This is a genomic window from Eubacterium ventriosum (genome assembly GCF_025150745.1).
Taxonomy (GTDB): domain Bacteria; phylum Bacillota; class Clostridia; order Lachnospirales; family Lachnospiraceae; genus Eubacterium_G; species Eubacterium_G ventriosum.
The window spans coordinates 1,253,794-1,274,838 of record NZ_CP102282.1 but is presented as its reverse complement, the minus strand read 5'-3'; the positions used below and the strand labels follow the sequence as shown (position 1 = coordinate 1,274,838).

Annotated in this window: 13 protein-coding genes and 1 tRNA gene; 2 read left to right on the top strand and 12 right to left on the bottom strand. The window is 34.6% G+C overall.

Going from position 1 to position 21,045, the window contains the following annotated elements; all coding sequences use genetic code 11:
• Window positions 1-780 precede the first annotated feature (780 nt).
• The 9 genes from NQ558_RS05750 to NQ558_RS05710 all read right to left on the bottom strand — a co-directional run bounded on the left by NQ558_RS05750 (window position 781) and on the right by NQ558_RS05710 (window position 7,955).
• Entirely contained in the window at window positions 781-2,211 is a 1,431-nt protein-coding gene (locus tag NQ558_RS05750) for a sensor histidine kinase (protein WP_005358740.1), read from the bottom strand.
• On the bottom strand, window positions 2,212-2,895 hold the full coding sequence (locus tag NQ558_RS05745) for a response regulator transcription factor (RefSeq protein WP_005358743.1): 684 nt from the start codon (window positions 2,893-2,895) through the stop codon (window positions 2,212-2,214).
• A 318-nt stretch (window positions 2,896-3,213) separates the two neighbouring features.
• Window positions 3,214-3,993 (bottom strand): Cof-type HAD-IIB family hydrolase, encoded by a 780-nt coding sequence (locus tag NQ558_RS05740; RefSeq protein ID WP_005358745.1) that lies wholly within the window; start codon window positions 3,991-3,993, stop codon window positions 3,214-3,216.
• A gap of 9 nt (window positions 3,994-4,002) precedes the next feature.
• Window positions 4,003-4,431 carry a PTS galactosamine/N-acetylgalactosamine transporter subunit IIA gene (agaF, locus tag NQ558_RS05735; RefSeq protein WP_005358747.1) on the bottom strand — a complete coding sequence of 143 codons (429 nt, stop codon included), beginning with the start codon at window positions 4,429-4,431 and terminating at the stop codon, window positions 4,003-4,005.
• 24 nt (window positions 4,432-4,455) lie between these two features.
• Window positions 4,456-4,770 (bottom strand): beta/alpha barrel domain-containing protein, encoded by a 315-nt coding sequence (locus tag NQ558_RS05730; RefSeq protein WP_005358748.1) that lies wholly within the window; start codon window positions 4,768-4,770, stop codon window positions 4,456-4,458.
• Window positions 4,771-4,796: 26 nt separating this feature from the next.
• Window positions 4,797-5,270 carry a PTS galactosamine transporter subunit IIB gene (agaB, locus tag NQ558_RS05725; protein ID WP_005358750.1) on the bottom strand — a complete coding sequence of 158 codons (474 nt, stop codon included), beginning with the start codon at window positions 5,268-5,270 and terminating at the stop codon, window positions 4,797-4,799.
• Window positions 5,271-5,283: 13 nt separating this feature from the next.
• Window positions 5,284-6,093 carry a PTS system mannose/fructose/sorbose family transporter subunit IID gene (locus NQ558_RS05720; RefSeq protein WP_005358752.1) on the bottom strand — a complete coding sequence of 270 codons (810 nt, stop codon included), beginning with the start codon at window positions 6,091-6,093 and terminating at the stop codon, window positions 5,284-5,286.
• Window positions 6,074-6,859: a PTS sugar transporter subunit IIC gene (locus NQ558_RS05715; RefSeq protein WP_005358754.1), complete on the bottom strand. Its 786-nt coding sequence runs from the start codon at window positions 6,857-6,859 to the stop codon at window positions 6,074-6,076. The genes NQ558_RS05720 and NQ558_RS05715 overlap by 20 nt, the downstream gene beginning before the upstream one ends.
• A gap of 28 nt (window positions 6,860-6,887) precedes the next feature.
• Window positions 6,888-7,955: an SIS domain-containing protein gene (locus NQ558_RS05710; RefSeq protein ID WP_005358756.1), complete on the bottom strand. Its 1,068-nt coding sequence runs from the start codon at window positions 7,953-7,955 to the stop codon at window positions 6,888-6,890.
• Between the two features lie 145 nt (window positions 7,956-8,100).
• Between NQ558_RS05710 and NQ558_RS05705 the strand changes: the two genes are divergently transcribed.
• A complete protein-coding gene (locus NQ558_RS05705) occupies window positions 8,101-8,859 on the top strand; it encodes a GntR family transcriptional regulator (RefSeq protein WP_005358757.1) in 759 nt (252 codons plus the stop codon).
• Between the two features lie 237 nt (window positions 8,860-9,096).
• On the opposite strand, the gene NQ558_RS05700 is transcribed toward NQ558_RS05705, so the two are convergent.
• Window positions 9,097-9,167 (bottom strand) — tRNA-Trp (locus tag NQ558_RS05700).
• A gap of 288 nt (window positions 9,168-9,455) precedes the next feature.
• On the opposite strand from NQ558_RS05700, the gene NQ558_RS05695 reads away from it, so the two are divergent.
• Entirely contained in the window at window positions 9,456-10,307 is an 852-nt protein-coding gene (locus NQ558_RS05695; RefSeq protein ID WP_005358758.1) for a patatin-like phospholipase family protein, read from the top strand.
• Between the two features lie 280 nt (window positions 10,308-10,587).
• On the opposite strand, the gene NQ558_RS05690 is transcribed toward NQ558_RS05695, so the two are convergent.
• Window positions 10,588-17,943 carry a discoidin domain-containing protein gene (locus NQ558_RS05690; protein WP_050750926.1) on the bottom strand — a complete coding sequence of 2,452 codons (7,356 nt, stop codon included), beginning with the start codon at window positions 17,941-17,943 and terminating at the stop codon, window positions 10,588-10,590.
• A 445-nt stretch (window positions 17,944-18,388) separates the two neighbouring features.
• Entirely contained in the window at window positions 18,389-20,791 is a 2,403-nt protein-coding gene (locus NQ558_RS05685) for a discoidin domain-containing protein (protein ID WP_005358762.1), read from the bottom strand.
• Between the last annotated feature and the right edge of the window lie 254 nt (window positions 20,792-21,045).

Sequence of the window (21,045 nt, the reverse complement as noted above, 5' to 3'; positions counted from 1 at the left end):
ACAAGTAATCACCCACAAATTCACTACGATTTTGTGAAAAATTACGTGTCAGCAGAAGGAAATCTTATATGACACGTAATTGCCCAAAAATTCACTTTAATATTGTAAAAAATTACGTGTCAGCAGAAAGAAAAGTTATACGACACGTAATCAATGATGTAATTACAAATTATACTGAACCCCAGGGTGTGGACACTACACTAGACGACTTTATACGAAAAATTAATAGTATCCTCCTCCGGGGTGTGGACATCTCCCCAAACAACTTTGTACAAAAAATAAATAGCATACTCCCCCCTAAACATGAACTCCTCCCATGCGACTTTGTACAAAAACTAAACTTCAAGTATCCCCACCAAAAAAGGCAGTCCCGCCAAGGAACTGCCCATATTCTTACTTCTAGTATTCTATTCTATTTTTCAATCAACTTTATTGCTAAGCATCCTCCAATCACAAGACTTATAAGCACATTTATTGTGACTATCATTCCTGAGCCGATTATTCCTGTCATATTCATCACTCCCACTTCTTTATTAAATCCTATGTTTATCGCATTATCTTCATTCAGTTTTTTCAACTAAAATCTGTCTTTCCAATTAGAAATTCCTTATTGGAAATTAACAATTAGAGATTCCCAATTAAAGACTTCCAATTATGAATTTTCATGCTGCATAATCCATTTTGGATTTTAAATTTCTTTCCTTCTGATAATGCTTTTCCTTTACATTTTTATACTAATTAAGAAATGTTAAGTTTTGTTTATGATAAAGTTAAATCTTTTTAATATTTGTCTGTGCGGTTAAACTCCATTACAAACTCAACGCCGTTGTGATGATTCTTGGCATAACATACTCCGTTGTGGTTCTTTACAATGTTTCTTACAATATAAAGGCCAAGTCCAACGTTTGATTCTTTCACTCGCTCGTCAGTCTGGTAGAAGCCCTGCCAAATCTTGTTTAATTCTTCTTCTTTTATATTATTACCATCATTAAAAACAGAAATTACTGCTTTATCGCCTACACTTTTTAGTGTGACTACTGCTGTACCTTTTTCCGGAATGTGCTCGTAAGCATTAATTATATAATTGTTTATGGCCTGTTCAATCTGCTCATTATTCATATTAATATAAATATTGTCTTCTATATCAAATCTGCAATTAGCTTTCTTTGACCAAAATAGTCCCATGTATTTGTCCTTCATTCCGTCCAAAAGTTCTGAAAGACTGTCAACTTTCATCGGACCACTTAAAATAATATCTCCCTCAAATGATGAATTAAGCATTTCTCGAATCAGGTTGGACATCTTCTGTATCTCTTCCATTATTGACTCGTAATACTCACTCATTGCCTCGTCATTATCCGTATTCATCATTTCAAGCTGTGTAGAAATAATGGCAAGTGGCGTTTTCAATTCGTGAGTTGCCGCCCCAATAAACTTCTTACGTCTTTCATCAAACTCTATTAACTCTTTATTCTGAGTTTTCAACAAATAGTTATAATTATTTAATTCGTTAAGGTTACTGGAAATCTTAAGGTACATACTTTTCAGCTGCTCTGCCAGATTTCCTATTTCATTGTTAGGGAAATCATATTCTTCAAAATTAATTGGCTCATTATTTTCCATTTTCTTTGCCAGTTTTCCCAGTTTTTCAATAGGCTTAACTGTCCTCTGTGCCATATAAAATGAAAAAGGAATACCTAATATTAAAATAATAATCATTTCAACCAGCATAAACCTGCTTATCAGTCCTATGCTGTTCTCTAAGGTTCTAAGCTTTACACTACAATATAAATAATATGTTTTTACATTCTGATCTATTTTGCCCTTAAGTCTAATCGCTTTTCTGCCCTCTGACATATTTGCCTTAGGTGTATATGTATATTCATATATTTTTTCATCGAACTTTCTTCTTTTTATATTTTTCTTTCTTTCAGGCGTATCTCCTGAAAAATATATGATTTTTTCACCATCATAAATTGCAATAACTCCACCTTTGTCCGAAAATTCTTTCAATCTCTTCCTATCACTCTTTGTTAAAGACGACAAATCCATTCCCTGTGCGTCCTCAAAAACACTGTTCATTATTTTCTTATTATTTGCAATAATGAATTCTTCTGAAAACATATTATAGAATAAAATCATGCTTCCCACTGTAACAAACAAAAAGAATAATACCGTTACAAGATAGGTTGTTCTTAACTTAGTCTTCATTTATTTTACCTCAAATTTGTAACCAACACCGTAAACTGACGTGATGTAAGGATACTTGTCCGTCATCTTTTTTCTTAACTGCTTTACAAGTGTGTCTACAGTTCGCATATCGCCGTCGTAATCAAAGCCCCAAACTGCATCCAATATATTTTCACGCTTCAAAACCACTTTTTCGTTTTCGCACATATATACAAGCAAATCAAATTCCTTAGGAGTTGTATCTACAAACTCGCCATTAATATATGCTTTTCTAAACTGCTTTTCTAATTTAAGCGCGCCTTTTTCAATTACGTCCGTGTCTTCATTGCCATTTCTCTGAATCAACTTACCCATATGTACAAGCAAAACCTTCATAAGAAATGGCTTTGTTATATAATTGTCCGCACCGTTATTTAATCCGTTAAGCTGGTCTTCTTCTGATTCCCTTGCTGTCAACATAATAACCGGCACCTGCGAATGTTCTCTTATTTCTTTCAAAACATCCACACCGTCTATGTCAGGAAGCATTCCGTCAAGAAGTACAATATCTAAATTCTTGCTATTTTCATAAAAAAGTTTAAGCCCTACTTTTCCGTTTTCTGCCGCCAAAACTTCATAATCGTTTCTTGACAAAAACTTTGTTAAAACTTCTCTTAACTTGTTATCATCTTCAACCATAAGAACCAATCTTCTGTCGTTTCTCATATTCTTTCTCCTCTGATATTAATTATTGTTTTATATTTTATTATTGTAAATTACTTTTTATTTTTGAATTTCAACTTTTATGGTTATTATACTAAAATATTTGTTTGATGTTAATATGAATATTTTTATCAGAAAGTTTCATCTATTCTTAATACTGTAGATGAATGTAAGACTTATTTTACTTTGGAGATTGGAGGATTTAAATATTGAAGAAATCAATACTTAAAATAACTAAAAATAATTAATATTCAAATTAAAAATCCGGAAACTAAACTTATACTGTTATAATTTCCGGATTTTATAAATTAATTAACTTTTCTAAATGTAACCATTGTTTTTTAAGAAAGTATATATTCCATCTTTCCTTGGTGCATCACATACATAATCTGCCATATGTTGCAATTTTTCAGAACCATCTATATCTTTAACTGCTATTCCTATTTTTGCATTTTCAAGCATTTCCAAGTCATTCTCCTGATCTCCAAATGCCATATAATCATCTTCATTAAATCCATAGTATTTCATCAATTCACGAATGCCTGTTTGTTTAGATATTCCCTTTGCCATAACATCATAGCAAACTGTAGGACATGGCACAATTCGCGCTGAAATATCTTTTTCCAGTTCAGAAAAATCGTAACCCATAGGAGCGAATATATTAATTTTCACAATCTCCTCACCTTTCCATTCTATATATGGTGGGATTTCTTCCTTATAATATTTTTTCCCCTCAACCAGACAATCAGTAATTTCAGTAGCCAGATAAGGACCCTCAACTGTGTCAAATATCAAAGACATATTATTGTTATTACAATACTCTAATATTTTTTCTACATCTTCTCTCAAAAAGGGAAAATCCTTTATGCATCGCAACGTGTTGTCATATATGGCAGCACCGTTATTCAAAACATATGCATCAAAAACAGATATATCTAAATCCTTTATACCACGTATACTGTTAATATCCCTTCCTGTAGCTAGTGCAACCTTATACCCGTTTTTTCTCAATTCCTCTATTGCTTTAATAGAAGAAGCCGGTATTTTTTTCTCTACGCAATCAATTAGCGTTCCATCCACATCAAAGAAAACTGCTTTCATTTCCACCTCCTAAATTCCTTGCTGGTCTGCCTCCGTTTCCCTACACATTTCAAATTTAAGAACCTGTTGTTTTCCTGTAGATATGGCAGTTTCAACTAACTCATCAAAATTTATGTCCATATCACGCATCATAACATTTTCAATCAGCATTCCTAAATTAGTACCACTTATTATTTTAATATTTTTACTACTCGTAGCAGCAAGTTCTGCTGAAATTTTAAATGGCGAGCCACCTACAATATCAGTAAAAAATATAATATTTTTACATTCTTCTAATTTGTCTAAAGCCTCTGTTAACTTTGTCTTCAACTCTTCTGTTGAATAAGTATCCAGGAAATCTACTGCTTCCAGATTTTTCTGTTGTCCTGCAACCAGTTTCACTGCACTGGCAATTCCCGTAGCGAAATTGCAATGTCCTGTTATAATAATTCCTACCATTTATATATCCTGCCTATTAATTATTTATAAAACTCTTAATTTCTTAATTGTGTGAACGTAGTCACCCTTTCCAAAAAGCGAAGATGTTCCAAGAATAAAACCTTTTACACCTTTTTGATTCAATTTTTTTATTTTCTCTTCAGAAATTCCACCATCCACAACTATTTCATAATGATATTTTTTCCTATTTTGAATAAATTCCTCTATTTTTTCGTCAATATATTCTAAATATGATTGACCTGCAAACCCTGGATTAACGGTCATTATCATTACATAATCTACTATATGTAATATATTTTTTACAGTTTCAAATGATTTTGTAAAGGTCCAAAATACCATTAATACAATATTTTGGACCCTTTAATTTATATCTTGTATTTTCTGTCATTTGGAGTTATCTGGATATACACATCTACTCCTTTTTCTTTCAGCCGTTTCAGACACGCCTCATCCTGATCATCCACGTAAACATGGACTTCATGAAGTATATGCTTACCTTCTGATTTATGCATGTTTCCTATATTGCAATGTTTAATAGGAACTCCGCCATCAACTAACTGTTCAATCACCTGTGGAGTTTTTGCGACAATAAATATCTTTTGTGAAGGAGCAGCCTTTCCAATAATCTCAATAGTCTTTTTTATTGAGAAAAATCTAATCTGAACTCCTACGGCATCTGCAGTCATTTTCATTAATGATTTTGATAACTCATCATTACATGTTTCATCATCAACAACTAAAATTAAATTTGCACCACTTGCCGTAACCCAGACATTTCCAACCTGTCCATGCACCAAACGATTATCAACTCTTGTAAAAACAATGTTTATATCCGACATACCATATTTCCTCCTATAACCATCCTAATAATGACATTAATATTGCAAATGCTATTATTGCTAAAATTAGTACTACTATGCTTACCTTCTTCTTTTTGAAGATATAATATAGTATACCAACAAACAATGCTGGGAGCAAATTAGGTATAACTGAATCGAAGATTGATTGTACTCCAACAGTACCAAATAATTTTAATTTTTCCGGGAACGCAAAAGTTACATAACTTGGAATCATTGCTCCAACTACCATTACACCAAGAATACCTGCACCTTTAGTTAATGCTTTGGCATTTTCTGTTAATTTAGATATTGCTCCACTTCCCAGTTTGTATCCGGCTTTTAGGAAAAATACTCTTGAAACTGCCATTAAAATCCAAAATGCCAGGAAGAATATCGGTCCTAATATTGAATGCTGTTTACACAATGATGCTGCTATACTTCCGCTAATAGGTAATAATGTAAACCAAAATATTGCATCACCGATACCTGCAAAAGATCCAAAAAGACCAGTTTTCATATTTTTTATTAATTTTCTATCAGCTCTATTTTCTTCCATTGATAGAACTAATCCCATCAGAAAAGATGCGGCATGTTGTTCCGTATTTATAAAGTCAACGCCGTACTCATCCAACGCCTTGCTTACTTCTTCACTATCTTTTCCATGTATTTTCTCTAATCCTGGAAGTATGCTCCAGCCGAAACTATTACCCTGCATTTTTTCAAAGGTAAATCCTGTCTGGTAGAACATCGACCTTAAACCCAATTTTTTTAAATCTTTATTGGTAAGTTTATTTGTTGTCTCATTATATTCCTTCGCCATCATCTTCACCTCCTGTTACTACTGATGTTGTTTTTGCCTCTTTGTCTCTCATAAAATCAATCAGTACTAATGCAATTGCAAATAAAGCTACTGGTAAAACATTGTCAGGTTTCATAATGCTCATAACTAAAAATCCGATAATCAGATATGGAACATTTTCTTTTTTCACCATTACCTTTAACAATAGTGCAAGTCCAAGTCCCGGTAAAAGTCCTCCTGCTATTTCAAATCCGTGTGAAACGAATTCAGGGAATGAATTAACAAACTTTGATAATACATTCTGTAATGCATATGTACTTAAGAATGCAACTACTGCATAAAGTGATGTTAAAATAATTTCAGGTAGGAACACATAAAACTTAAATTTTTTAATATCATTTTGTTTTATTGCCTGCTCTACTTTTACGTTAAATCCTGAGAACAATGACTGACACGCGATAACTATCCACTGCATAAGCAATGCGAATGGTAAACTAAGTCCTAAAGCTGTTTCTGCCGATACTCCGCTCTTGTAAGCCAAAACAACTGTCATAAGTCCTGCAATCAATGCATTAGGTGGTACCGTTCCACCTACTGTTGTAAGTCCTAAGTAGGACAATTCTGCTATTGCTCCGGCTTCCAAACCAAGTTTCCAATCTCCCAATACAAGCCCTGTAACAAAACAGACGATAATAGGATGGAATACAAAGAAGCATTCCCATCTGGCATCCCACGCAAATGCAAATACAATCAGTGCCAGAATCAGTCCCTGTAACAATGTAACACTCATAATTACACCTCCTTATTATTATTAAAATTTAAAAAGTTACCGTAGTTTTTGATAAGCCAATAGGTTCATCCGGATTATATCCCCTTGCCAAAGATAAGAGACATGCAAATAATTGTGAAAACACAACCATTCCGAACACTCCTGCAACGCCTTCCGCTTCTTTCGGCAAAAGAACTGCTTCGTTAGCCATTGTAATGTATTTTTCATTATTTGTAACAACTAATGTACTAACAGAAAAATCCTTTTTTATTTTCTCAACAAGTTTTATTGTACTATCATTTGTTTTTTCGTCAGTCAAAAAGAATATTACAGGTATAAATCTGTTTGTAGTTGCTATTGGTCCATGTGGATAATCACAGGATGAATATGCCTTTGCGTTTGTATAACTTGCTTCCATTATTTTAAGTTCAGTTTCATTAGCAACTGCATAACCAAATCCTCTTCCCAGTAACAAAATATCCTGAACATTTCTAAACAAAGGAATGCTTTTCTTTACCTGTTCTTCTATATTCTTACACAAACTTTGTTCTATAATATCCGGTGCTTTTTTTATCTGTTCCAACACTTTTTCATCGTGTGAAAGCACTGCTGCAAATAATAGTGTTATTACCATTTGAGACATATACGACTTAGCTGCCGTGAAACTTGTCTCTTTTCCACATTCACAATTAATATAATAATTTCCCACATTTCTCATAAGACATTCGTGTTCATTGGTTACTGATACTGCAATGCCTCCCTGATTCTGACATTTTTCCAGTACAGTATAAACGTCCTTTGCCTCACCACATTGAGAGACTCCGATTGTCAAAACATCTGACAAATCTACTTTTCCATCCGACAATGTTATTATTGAAGGGTAAGCCATCGATGTTAATTTATCGGTATAAATCTCAAACGCATATTTTCCCACTAATAATGCATGCTCACTTGAACCTCTTCCTACTAAAAGAACCTTACTGATGTTCCTATTATCTACCTCTTTACATATATTTTCTATTATAGGCAGATTCACATCAATTACATGTCTTATTATTTCCGGTTGTTCATGAACTTCTCTCCACATATTAGATTTACTTACATCGTACTCGTACATTTATTATTTCTCCTTTCTTATTTTGTAACTTTGTAATGACAATGTTATATTATAATATTTTTATTGAAATGTCAACATTTTTTTGCTAATATTTTATTAAGAGCATGTATAGTCATAGCTCTATTTACTAAAGGAGATTTTTATTATGGATTATATTACAATTAACAAATACTCTCTGGTTCCTCTATATTCACAATTGAAAGAATCAATAAAAGAGGCAATTCAAAATGGTATCCTAAAACCAGGAGATAAACTTCCAACTGAACATGAAATATGTAACCATTTTAATCTGTCAAGAACCGTTACAAGACAGGCATTTTATGAATTAATGAGTGAAGGGTACATTGTCCGTTACAAGAGCCGCGGAACATTTGTTAACCAACAAAGTAAAGAGAATGTATTTTTTAAGGAAATTATTAGTTTTAATGATGAAATGAAAATGTATGGTTTTGAACCCAAGACGGAACTTATTTCTATTGAGAAATTTATTTGCAATGACTACATTGCTGAGAAATCAGAATTTAACGTTGGAGATGAATTAATTAGAATTCAACGATTAAGATACAGAAACGATGATCCTATTGTTTTTGTTGATGGATATTACCGGGCTTCTGATATTCCCGAAATCGAAAAACATGATTTAGAAAAAGAATCTATGTTTTACATTTTAGAAAAATATTATAACATAAAAGTCATGCATACAAAAAAAAGATTTATGGCACGAATAGTTGAAGACAAATATGCCAATTATTTGTCCATAAAGAAAAAGTCTGCTGTTCAGTATGTAGAAAGTAAAGAATATAATCAACAAGACGAATTTGTTTCTTTTGATATTTCTATTTATGTGGGGGAAAAAAATATATTTGAGACAGAAATTAACAATCTTCCTAAAACTCTCCAATAGCACACAACTTATTATTTTTAAATTATCCAATACCACCGGCTTAGCCGGTGGCTTACTCTTCACCTGAAACATCGTTTTTCATATTTATACTTAAAATTTGCAAGTTCAATATTATCTACTCTAGTCCACCAATTTAATCAGAATTCATTAGTAAAAACAAGTAAAAAACAGTAATTTCTTATACGACAAAAAAGCCCTTGTTTAAAGGAATCCCTTTAAACAAAGGCTTTTTAATAACAGGGGTGGTAGGAATCGAACCCACCTCTGGAGTTTTGGAGACTCTTATTCTACCGATGAACTACACCCCTATCTGCAATTTAGCACAGGGATATTTATACCATAATTGCGTAGAGATGTCAAACAAATATTGAAAATAAAATAGTTTTTTTCATATTTTTTGTTCTTTAATTTCTTTTTTATGATTATGACTGTTCTTAATTTTTTTGAAAATAAAACTTATTTTATTGATACAAAATTAACAAATTCGCTGTATAATTTATTATAGTGTAAAAAACGTGAAGCACGTAACAACCCCTGTAATAAAAGTTCAGTTGTTTCACATTATAAAAATTTTTTTAAAAAGGATTGGTATTTATATGAAAAAAGGATTAATTTTGGAAGGCGGTGCCATGCGTGGAATGTACACTGCCGGAGTACTTGATATATTTATGGAAAATGATATTACTGTTGACGGTGCCATTGGCGTTTCTGCCGGGGCTGCCTTTGGTTGTAATCTTAAGTCAAAACAGATTGGCAGAACAATACGATACAATACCAAATATTGTCGTGATCCCAGATATGTTGGACTTCGTTCTTTAATTAAGACCGGCGATATTTACGGTGCTGATTTTTGTTATAATCAGATTCCTAACCGCCTTGATATTTTTGACGTGGAAACTTATCAGAAGAATCCAATGGATTTCTACGTTGTAACTACAGATGTTGAAACCGGAAAACCTATTTATCATCTTTGTCCTAACGGCGATGCAACGGACATTAAATGGTTTAGGGCTTCTGCTTCAATGCCAATGGTTTCAAATATTGTAGAAATCGACGGTTTTAAAATGCTTGACGGTGGAATTTCAGATTCAATTCCAATTCACAAGTTTATGGAAATGGGCTACGAGAAAAATATTGTCATTCTTACCCAACATGACGGCTACAGAAAAAAGAAAAATTCAATGCTTCCGTTAATCAGATTAAAGTTGGGCAAGAAATATCCTAATCTTGTGCACGACTTGGAAGTCCGCCATATTATGTACAACAAAACATTAGATGACCTAAAAGAACTTGAACGCAAAGGACTTGTCTACATTATCAGACCTGAGAATCCTGTTACAATCGGGCGCACCGAAAGAGATCCTGAAAAACTGCAGGCTCTATATGACATTGGTCGCAAAGAAGGGCTGAAACATATTGGAAATGTGAAAATTTTCCTCGGAGAATAAATTAAATTAAAAGCATACCTGATAGCTATAAATTATACCGACCCCAAAAAGTTAGACCTAAAAAATCTAACGATTGGAGGTCGGTATTTTTATGGCTAGGTCGAAGCAAAAACGAATAAAAGAAAAGTTAGGATGGATGAGTCCTGTTCCATACAGGCTCCATCTCCTTACTGCATAAAAGAAAAAACGAGACGACCGAAGTCGTCTCGTAAAAAGTCTAACTTTTTGGGGTCACCTCACATTAGTGGATAGCCTTTTTCTTTTATAATGATTTTACATTTTACTTTGTAAGTTTCATTTTCTTCTTAGCACTCCATGGACCATACTTCTTTTTTCCATTGATTACTGTGAATGCTCTTGCCTGTACATAGTACTTCTTGTTCTTCTTAAGTTTCTTAAATGTAAGCTTATTACGTTTGAATACCTTTGTAATAGTCTTCTTAGCCTTAAACTTCTTAGTTGTTGAAACTCTTACTTCATAGCCCTTAGCACCTGCAACCTTCTTTAATGAAATCTTTGCTTTAGTTGTTCTCTTCTTCTTTGTTGCCTTTGTTACTTTAGTCTTGCCAACTTTTACATTAATATCACTTGAAGCACTTGGTGCTACAGTTGTGTTGCCACCATTACCAATGTCTGATGTATTTTCACCTGACTTAGTTGTTTCGTCAGCCTTTGTTGTTGCCTGTGTTGTTTCTCCAGGTTTTGTTGTTACCTCAGTCGTTCCACTAGGGTTTATAGTAGGTGCCTGAGTTGTTGTTTCACTAGGTTTAGCTGTTGTTGGTGTCGGTTTAGTTGTTGTTGTAAGTTCAGGTGTTGTTGTTGGCTGATTAGCTACTACAACTTCTTTTGTTACACCCTTTGATTCAATTCCATTTAATCTTGATGTTACCTTAACAATATGTGTTCCGGCATCAATATTGTTGTATGTATATGTTCCGGCTGATGCTAAGTTCATATCCTTAACCTTGCCATCAATGTAAACCCAATATGTCTGTCCGTTATCTGCACCTGTCCATGTTACTGTAACAGTATTATAAGTTGGGCTTTCTACAACTAATCCTTCAGGTTCAACAGGCATATAAATGTCTGTTCCCATAATTGCTACTTCTGAAATCTGATATCCCCAACTGTAACTACCATCGTTAAGTTTAACTCTTACATATCTTACTGTATCGTAATTATATGTTGAAGGGTCAATCTTATTTTCCATAACATCTTTGTACTTAGCATCCTTAACATTAATCATTTCCTGGAAGTTCTGTCCATCTGCTGAAAACTCAACTGTATAAGTCTTAGCATATGTATTGTCTGCCTTAAATGCTATTAAAAATTCTTCAATATTAGAAATTGGATAATTTTCTCCAAGGTCCATATTGATTGTTGCCGTCTGTGCTCCATGTTCTGTGTGAACACAAACACCGTTGTTATCTGATACGATACCATCTGTTAATGATGATACATCCTGGTTTCCTTCACCTTCGTATACCTTGTCAACAGTTATCTTTGCTCCCTTTGAAATATTTCTTACAGTGTTAATGTAATCCTTTAATGAACCGTCATCTACTTTAACTTCCTTTGAGATGCCCTTAGATGTTAACTTGTTGTAATATGAAACTACCTTAACTGTATATGTTCCTGCATCTAAGTTATCAATTGTATATGTTCCTGCAGTTACTCTGTCACCTACAAGGTTGTTGTTTAAGTATACCATATACTTGTAATCATCCTGATTTTCACCGGCTTTAATTGTATATGTAATCTGGCAATACTTATCAGATTTTACTGTTACTTCTGCAGGATTATCACAGTACTGTAATTCTGCCTTCTTAGCATTCTTATCTGTACTTAATGCTGCAATTTCTCTTACCTGAACACCCCATGTGTATGCTTCAGGATAATAGAATCTAATGTATCTTACTGCGCCTGTTACTCCTGTCATATCCTGAGTATCTACACAATTCTTGTTTTCGCAGGCATCCTTTACAGAATCTCCTGTTACTTTTTTAACTGTTTCAAAATCAACTCCGTTAGTTGAGTACTGGATTTCGTAACCGTTAACAGGAGTATCTCCTCCATTGTTTTCTTTGTATTTTACAACTAACTTATCAATAGTTGCGCTGTCATAAGCATCTCCTAAATCAAGTGTATAACTTGTTCCTGTTGTGGCAAATGCTGTAGCAATATGTTTGCCTTCAAAGTTACCATCTGTAATGTCGCTTTCGCTACCGCCTTCACCATTCTGCTTATTAGGAAGTGCTACAACATTCTTACCTAATCCAATGTTAAATTGTCCGTCTGCAACCATTTCTTCTACAGTTATAGGTAAAACTGTCACTTCACATGTTGCCTCAAGCTTACCTATCTTAGCTGTAATAGTTGTTGTTCCCTCTGACTTAGCTGTTACTGTTCCTGCATCATTAACTGTTGCAATCTTTTCATCCTTTGATGTCCATGTAACTGTTGTGTCATCTGTTGTGTTGCTTGGATTAATTGTAAGCTTCAATGTTTCTGAAGTCTTATTCTTAATTTCAAGATTCTGTGGAGCAATTTCAATTGATGTAATATGTACAGGATCTGTTACTGTAATCTTACATGTTGCTTTCTGTCCGTTTGCAGCTTTTGCTGTAATTGTAGCTGTTCCCTTTGAAACACCTTCAACTAAACCGTTAGCATCTACCTTGGCAATACCTGCATTATCACTGCTAAATGTAACTGACTGGTCTGTTATTGCTGAAAGCTGTAACTTGTTTCCAATTGCTACTGTTGCTTCTGTCTTATTTAATGAAATTGTTCCTTCAATAATAATATCTGACTGAACAGGATCTGATAATAACATTCCCTTTCTATATGTTACAGCCTTAATTGTTACTGATTTGTCTACTGTAATTGGTCCTTCATAAGTATCTGAATCTTCTGTTGGAGTTGCTCCATCAGTTGTGTACTTAATTTCAGCACCCTTTACTGCTGTTGACATTGTTACTGTCTGTGTTCCCTTATAAGTTCCACTTACAGGTGTAATTGTTGGTGCCTTAGCCTGTACTGCACCAAATACCTGCATTTCATAAATTGAGTAACCATACTGAGTTCCTCTTGAAACACCCTGCATCTTTACGTATCTTGCCTTTGTTGCCGCAAAACTTGATGTGATTTCTCCAACCATACCATTTTCCTTAGCAACTGTTGTCCATTCTTTTCCGTCTGTAGATACCTGAATTTCGTATTTTGCCGCATAAGCTGCTTCCCAGTTAATTGTAACTGCGTTAACTGCCTGTACTGAACCAAGATCTACCTGAATCCATTCATCATCTGCTTCATTGTCGGCCTGCCATCTTGTGTCTGTTGTACCATCGAAAGCCATATCGGCTGTATTTGCACCCTTTGATGAAGATGCTGTTGCTTTCTTCTTAAGTCCTAAATTAGCACTACTGCTTACTGTATCCCCGGCAATTTCAAATACTGTTGCTGAATATGCTGAATCAAGATATCCATCCTTAACTGCAACTGCCTTTAATGTAGTGTTGCTTGAAATCAAAATCTTTCCTGTGTATTCTTTTGATTCTGTTGTTGGAATTGTACCATCTGTTGTGTAGTAAATCTTAGCATTTGCATCTGAGCATGATAATTCAACTAACTGTGTATCATCAAATGTTACTTTTCCTGTTACATCTTCTGTAACTTTTCCTGTTGCTAAAGCTGTAGCCTTAACTGTAGGTGTTGCTGTCTGAGTTAATTCAAACTGTTTTTCTGTGTCAATGTTAAAGCTTACAAATGCCTTTGCACCAATGTTAGCTTTACCAATCTGTTTTCCAAACTTATCTTTAATTGCTACTGTCTGTGTCTTGTCTGTAGCATTCCAAACTTCTGCTGTGTATACTGTCTTGCCGTTTGTATCCTTACGATATACAGAACCTGTAATGTTGCCTGTTACCATGTAGTCATTTGTTCTGTAGCCTAACTGATCCATTGCTGAAATAAACCATAATGTATTAGCTCTATCTTCAACCTGTACATTTGTTACGTTAGCTTCAAACTTGTCATATGCACTCTGTGCATTAGTCTGTGAAAGGAATGGCCATGTAATATGCTGCCATCCGTTATCAGGTGTTACATACTTGTCCGGATTGTGCCATGAATCATCTGCACTAACTCCGTTTGCCAAATCCTGATCAAATAATTTCTTTTCTATGTTTATTGCATAATTAGTATCATCTACTAATCCCTGATATATCTTGGCACATTTTTCCTGATTCATGCCATAGTTTGTAAGGTATTCAGAAATAGGTAACCACTGGATACCGTATACATAAACAGGCTGTCCACCAAAATATGTTCCATATCCCATTGAAGCGCCATAAATCTGACCTATTCCCTGGAACGGATAATCATAAACCTGATCTGCTGCTCTGTCAGGATGATCACCTAACCAGTTAGTTTCATCATAGTCGAACCAGTACTGCTCAATCGCTTCCATTTCTGTTGTGAAGCCGTAAGCTCCGGCATCAATGTAAGTGCTATTCTGTGATACTTCACCCCAGAGATACATCCCTACCCAACTGAACAATGCTTCTGAAGCTGATTCCTGATTGTTACCTGAATCGCTGTCTGCATATCCGCCTGCCCATGAGTGTCCTGAATACTGGTCAAATGCTCTAAACTTACAGAACATATTGCCATCATCTTCAGGTTCCTTAGGATCTGCGTAATCCCTTACAAGAAGTTCAATCATATCTTTGTAATCGTTGTAGAACTGCTTGTCGTATGTAGCAAGTACTGCTGCACCAAACATAAAGTATCCATATGTAAAGTGGTGGTCGCAGATTGCTGCGTTGGCACCAAATGAACTTTCAGGATAATAAAGTGTTCCCCAATCCTTATTGTAGATTAAGTAACAGTCATCATCTTCACCGTCATATGTGAACCAATCAACCATAATGCTCTTTAATTTCTTTAATAATTTTTCTCTAATTTCTGTTTCACCTAACTGGTCAGCCATAAGAGCGCTGATTGCAAGTGGGTGAACATTCTTACCTTCCCAGTAAGCATCAGCAACAGGTGCTGTGTTAATCTTAGATGCTACTACCTGGTTAAGGTATTCAACCATTTCAGTTGTATTAAACATGCTACTGTCAGGCTTTGTAAATGTTGGAAGTAAACCTGAGAACTGCTGTGTTGTCTTGTATTCATTAGCCCAGATAGATTTCATGTCACCACGAATTGAGTAATATGTTGCATCCGGGTTATCTGCATCTGATGAATATTTCCACTGATGTGGGAATAAACAATGCATTGTTTCATTTGAGAATCCCTTTCTCATAGTCTTAGTTGTAGCTGTATATGTTGTTACAACCTTATTGTTAGCCTGATCAAATGTGTAGCCAACGTGTGTGTTTGTTACAAATGCGTAACCATGTTTATAATACTGGTCAATGTCACCTTTCTTTGTCATAGCTGCAAGTGACATATAATTTTCATTCTTTGAAGGGAATGTCACCTTAACGTTATATCTTGAACCTACAATCATTACCTTAAATGTTGTTCCTTCAGGTACGTTCATACAATAATAAGAGCCATCGTTTTTAGCCTTAGTATTTTCATCATCCACTGACTTAAAACCAATGTGGTCTGTTGTAATTGTGTCCCCTTCTTTAGCTAAAATACTATTTCCATTGCCATCAAAAAATTCTGTAATTGATGATGAGTTAATGAAAAATGTTGTGTTATCACAGAACTCACTGAAAATGTAAGGTGAACCCTTAACTACAGTTGACTTCATCTGCATTCCACTGTTGTCCATTAAACCTAACTGTACTGAGTAATCACCATAGCTTTCTACTCTGTCATAACCCTTTTTAGAGTTGTATTTTTCAGGTAATACATAGAAGTCAATTCCTGTTTCAGTAGACTGGTCTGTTCCAAGGTCAGTTTCCTTTCTTGTTCCAACCCATCCTGCTGTTGCAAGCAAAACTCCAAGTCCCTTAGTTGAGAACTTAGCCTTTAATGGTGTTGAACAAAGTAAGTTACTAAATGTCTGAACCATTGCTGATGACCACCAGCTGTTTGAATCGATTGGTGTCTTTATAGTTTCTTCATTAACAAATGTTGGTAACTTGTTCTTTTCCTTATACATTTCACCTGAAACATATGAACCTTTACCATTCTTGTTGTTAATAACCTGTCTTGTTGGAAGTGGAGCGATTGTTTCGTTTTCCTTACTATCGCCTTCTCTGTATTCATAAACACTTAATTCGTTAATTCCTACACCACTACCGCTTTCAACCTTAGTATAGCCTAAGATTCTTACATATCTGACATTCTTTTGATACATGGTAACATCATCAATCATATTAGCGTATCCTCTAAGATTTCTATGAACTGTTGTCCATGTCTTAGCATCACTTGAAACCTGAATGTCATACATCTTTGCAGCATCACTGTTAAAGTTAACAACAACTCTACCGATTTTGTATTCCTTCTGAAGGTCTACATAAATCCACTGGTCATCACCCTGATATGACGTAAATGATGATTTTGTATTTCCGTCTACTGCATTTTCAGGTTTTACATTGTTATATGCATCCTCTCTAAGATTTCCATCACTGTCATACATCCACCATTCATCACGAGTGTTTACTTCTTTTTCAGTGTCTCCACTTTTAACTATATTTGATTTTGATTTAACAGGCTTATTTAAAGCAAGGTTTTCACCATAATCAACAGGTCTTTCAACCACGCCGTTTGTACCATAAACCTGAAATTCATATAATGAATATCCATAAGCCGGTAAAGCCTTTTCTGTCATTAATACTCTAACGTATCTTGCCTGTCTGCCTTCTTTGTTATCAATAATCTTAGTTAAATCAATTGTCTGTTCCTTATCATCTACAACCGGTGTTGTTTCACCTGAATTAGTTGGTGCTTCAGTTGTTTCTTCAACTGTAACATCACCTGAGATTGTAACTTCACCGCTTGTAATAACTTCACCTTTAAAATTGTAAGCTCTTACAATGTACTTATGAGTTCCTTCTAATAATTTAACTTCATTATTAAGGTCAAGTCTTGAATCCTTATCAAAAGTAAATCCATCAGGTGCTGTTGCTACTTCTTCCTGACCGTTGTTTTCAACGAAAATCTTGTAAGTAACTGCTCCTGAAACTGCACTCCATGAAAAGCTGGAACTTACTGTACCATTGTCATTTTTTTTCTTTCTTCCAACACTGATTGCCATAGCTCCCGGCTTAACTGTTTCTTCAGGAGTTTCTTCTGAACCTGAACCGTTACCCTTTGTGTAAACTGTTGTCCAGTTCTCTTCATCGTTAGAAAGCTGAATCTGATATGACTTAGCATAAGCTGCTTCCCATTTCAGATAAACATGGTCAAGGTCTGCTTTTGCTCCCAAGTCCACATACATCCATTCTATTTTGTTCTTGTAATCACTTTCCCATCTTGTAGATGTGTCACCATCTACTGCATAGTCTTCATTCTTACCTGAACTTACATATACAGGTCTACCTTCTGATATGCAATATGGTGTATTATCAGCCGCTGATATGTTTACAAGTTGTCCTTGAGGACATATGGTGACTACCATAGCCGTAACCAAAGTTAAAGACAATGCTTTTTTCATATTTTTTAGCATAATATTCCTCCATTCCCTAATATTATACTTAATATTATAAATTGCCTTTTTTTTATCTCAATGTTAAAAAAAGTTTTAGTTTCTTTTCAGCAAAATGCCTAATTCATTAGGCAAATATAACATTAAAATCTGAGTTTAAAGTATTATTTTTACCCTTGTTTTGTTAACTTTGCCCTAATAAGGTAAAATTAGTAAAATCATTTTTATTATTAAATATTAATATTACTTTTTATGGCTATTTATACAGAAAATTCCTATTGTAATAAATTCGACTTTTTTGTAAAATTTCTGTCTTTCTTTCATTTAATAAGATTTCACTTTTTAGAATCTCCAAATATTTTCCATGTTTTCCTTTTATTAACAAAAAAGAAGCCATGAAATAGTACCTTTCAATGGCACTAATCCATAGCCTCTGTTTACTTAATTATGATTACCTTCTGTAATCTTATTTTTTTAATCTAATCTTAGTTGCCTTTGACCACTGGCTTGCAACTGTCTTTCCGTTAACTTTCTTGTAAACTTTAACTCTTACATAGAGTTTCTTCTTACCTTTAAGTTTCTTAGATTTAACTGTAAATACTGCCTTCTTAGATGTCTTCTTAGCAACAACTTTCTTGAAGTTCTTTGTTGTTGAAATCTGTACAGCGTATTTGCTTGCTCCTGCTACTTTCTTAACTGAAAGTTTAACCTTGTTAGAAGATAACTTCTTAGCTGTTGCCTTAACCGTTGTTTTCTTAACTGTTGTTTTCTTAACTGTTGCTGGAGCTGCTGTTGTACTAATAGCCTTAGTTGTTGGTGTAACTGTTGTTGTTTCATTCTGCTTAGCTGGTGTTGTTGTTACATCCTGCTTAGCTGGTGTTGTTGTTTCGTCCTGCTTAGCTGGTGTTGTTGTTTCATCCTGCTTAGCTGGTGTTGTTGTTTCATCCTGCTTAGCCGGTGTTGTTGTTTCATCCTGCTTAGCTGGTGTTGTTGTTTCATCCTGCTTAGCCGGTGTTGTTGTTTCGTCCTGCTTAGCCGGTGTTGTTGTTTCGTCCTGCTTAGCTGGTGTTGTTTCGTCCTGTTTAGCTGCTGTTGTTGTTTCATCATCTTTCTTAGAATTATCAACACCGTTCTTGTTGTATACATATAATGTAGCCTTAACTGTTCCAGCTCCATTTGTAATTACAACATCACTGTACATATCTGTAAAGTTTGATAACTTGAACCAAATTCCGGCTCCAGCAACTTTAATATCTGCTGCTTTTCCATTTACTGTTATTGTTCCAAAATCAGCATCTGCGAATGATACATATAATCCTAATGTATCATCAGCTTTCTGAATATTAACGATTTCATTAATTGCTCCATCCTTGATTGCTTTATATGTATCATTGTATGTAGCATCTTCTGAGCCAATAAACTTCTCTGCTGACCAATCTTTAGCTGCTGCTTCCGGTACTGATGGTGTGTCCGGTGTTATAGAAGCTGTTGTTGTCTCATCCTGTGCAGGTGCTACTGTTGTTGGTGCTACTGTTGTTACACCTTCACCTTTTTCTGTTCCAAATGCTCCAACTTCCCAAATTGAATATGGATAACCGAATCCATCCTTCTTACATAATATTTTAACAAACTGTGCATCAACTGCTTCATCAAAAACAAATTCTGCTGTATCTGCCTTTGTTGCTGTTACAGCCTTAACTGTATTATATTCTTCTCCATCTGTTGATACCTGTATTTCATATTCTGATGCATATGCACCTTCCCATGAAATAGCCACACTTGTAAGTGAATATAATTTTCCAAGATTAACTCCTACATATTCGTCAGCATTTTTTGTTTCTGCTATCCATCTTGATCCAAGATTTCCATCAAAAGCTTCCTTGGCAGTTTTTACTCCTGATGATGCAAAAGCTTCTTTGTTCTTTGCAATATTGCTGTCTGATGAAAGCTTTGTCTTTATTTCAGCTATTGCATTTTCCGCATCAATTTCTTCCTGTGTCTTAGCCGGAATTGTAATATCTACGCTTCCTTTGCCAATCTTATCTCCGAAAGCATTAAATGATTCAACGATAAACTTATATGTCTTACCAGGTTCTACTGTAATAGTATCTGTATCACTGTAAGTTCTTGATACACTATCAACTGATGTCATAGGCTGTGCGGCTGATTTATTAAATACCCATCCCTTACCATCTGTACAAACAGCATTTTCTTCTTTTGCTTCTTCAAGATAAGCATATGTCTTAGCTGCCCCTTCAGGATTTGTCCAGCTGGCAAAAATCTTTCTTGTTGCTGCAATCTGAGCTTCGTTAGGTGTAATTTCAATGTTCTTAACTTCAACTGGTGTGTCACCCTTAACTAATTCTTCTGTTTCAAGTGTTAATGTATGCTTACCAACTGTTAAAGCTTCATTATTACCAATACCTACCATTTTCTCGTACTTTTCTGCACTTGAAACATTTGCTGTATCAAGTACTGTTGTACCATCTAACTTAAGTTCAACCTTGTAAACCTTAGTTGAATCTAAGCCTTTAACATTACATGCCACCTGTACAAGCCACTGATCATCATGTGTATTGTCTTTAACATCAATTGCTAAAGAATTTGGTGTTTCTGCATTACGTAAAACATCAATATTAGCTGTCTTTCCGTCATCCCATACACCGGCATATATTGCTGAAATACCTTCTACTGCATATCTGTTGCCATCGCCTGTTACATAGCCGTCTTCAGTAAAATTAATCCAGCCATTATTTGTAGATACCCATTCATCATCTGCGCTAACAACGTTTAAACCAAAAGTTGAAACAACCATTGCCAAACTTAACACAAATGCGAGTATCCTCTTCATTTTTTTGTTGAGTTTCATTTAAGTCACCCTCCTTTAATATTTTTTGTACTCATTTAGCTTTTACCTAAACTAACGTCGTCGCTATTATACCATTACTTCTTATGCAATTCAATAATCTGAAACGTTTAAAAGTATTTTTATTTGTGCATTTTTGACAAGCTATATATGTGACTTGTTCCTTTTTTATAACATTACTTTTACATATGCTACATTTTCAATCTCAAAATATATATATTTCCCACAATTTTCTCTAGTTTTTTTACTTATTTATC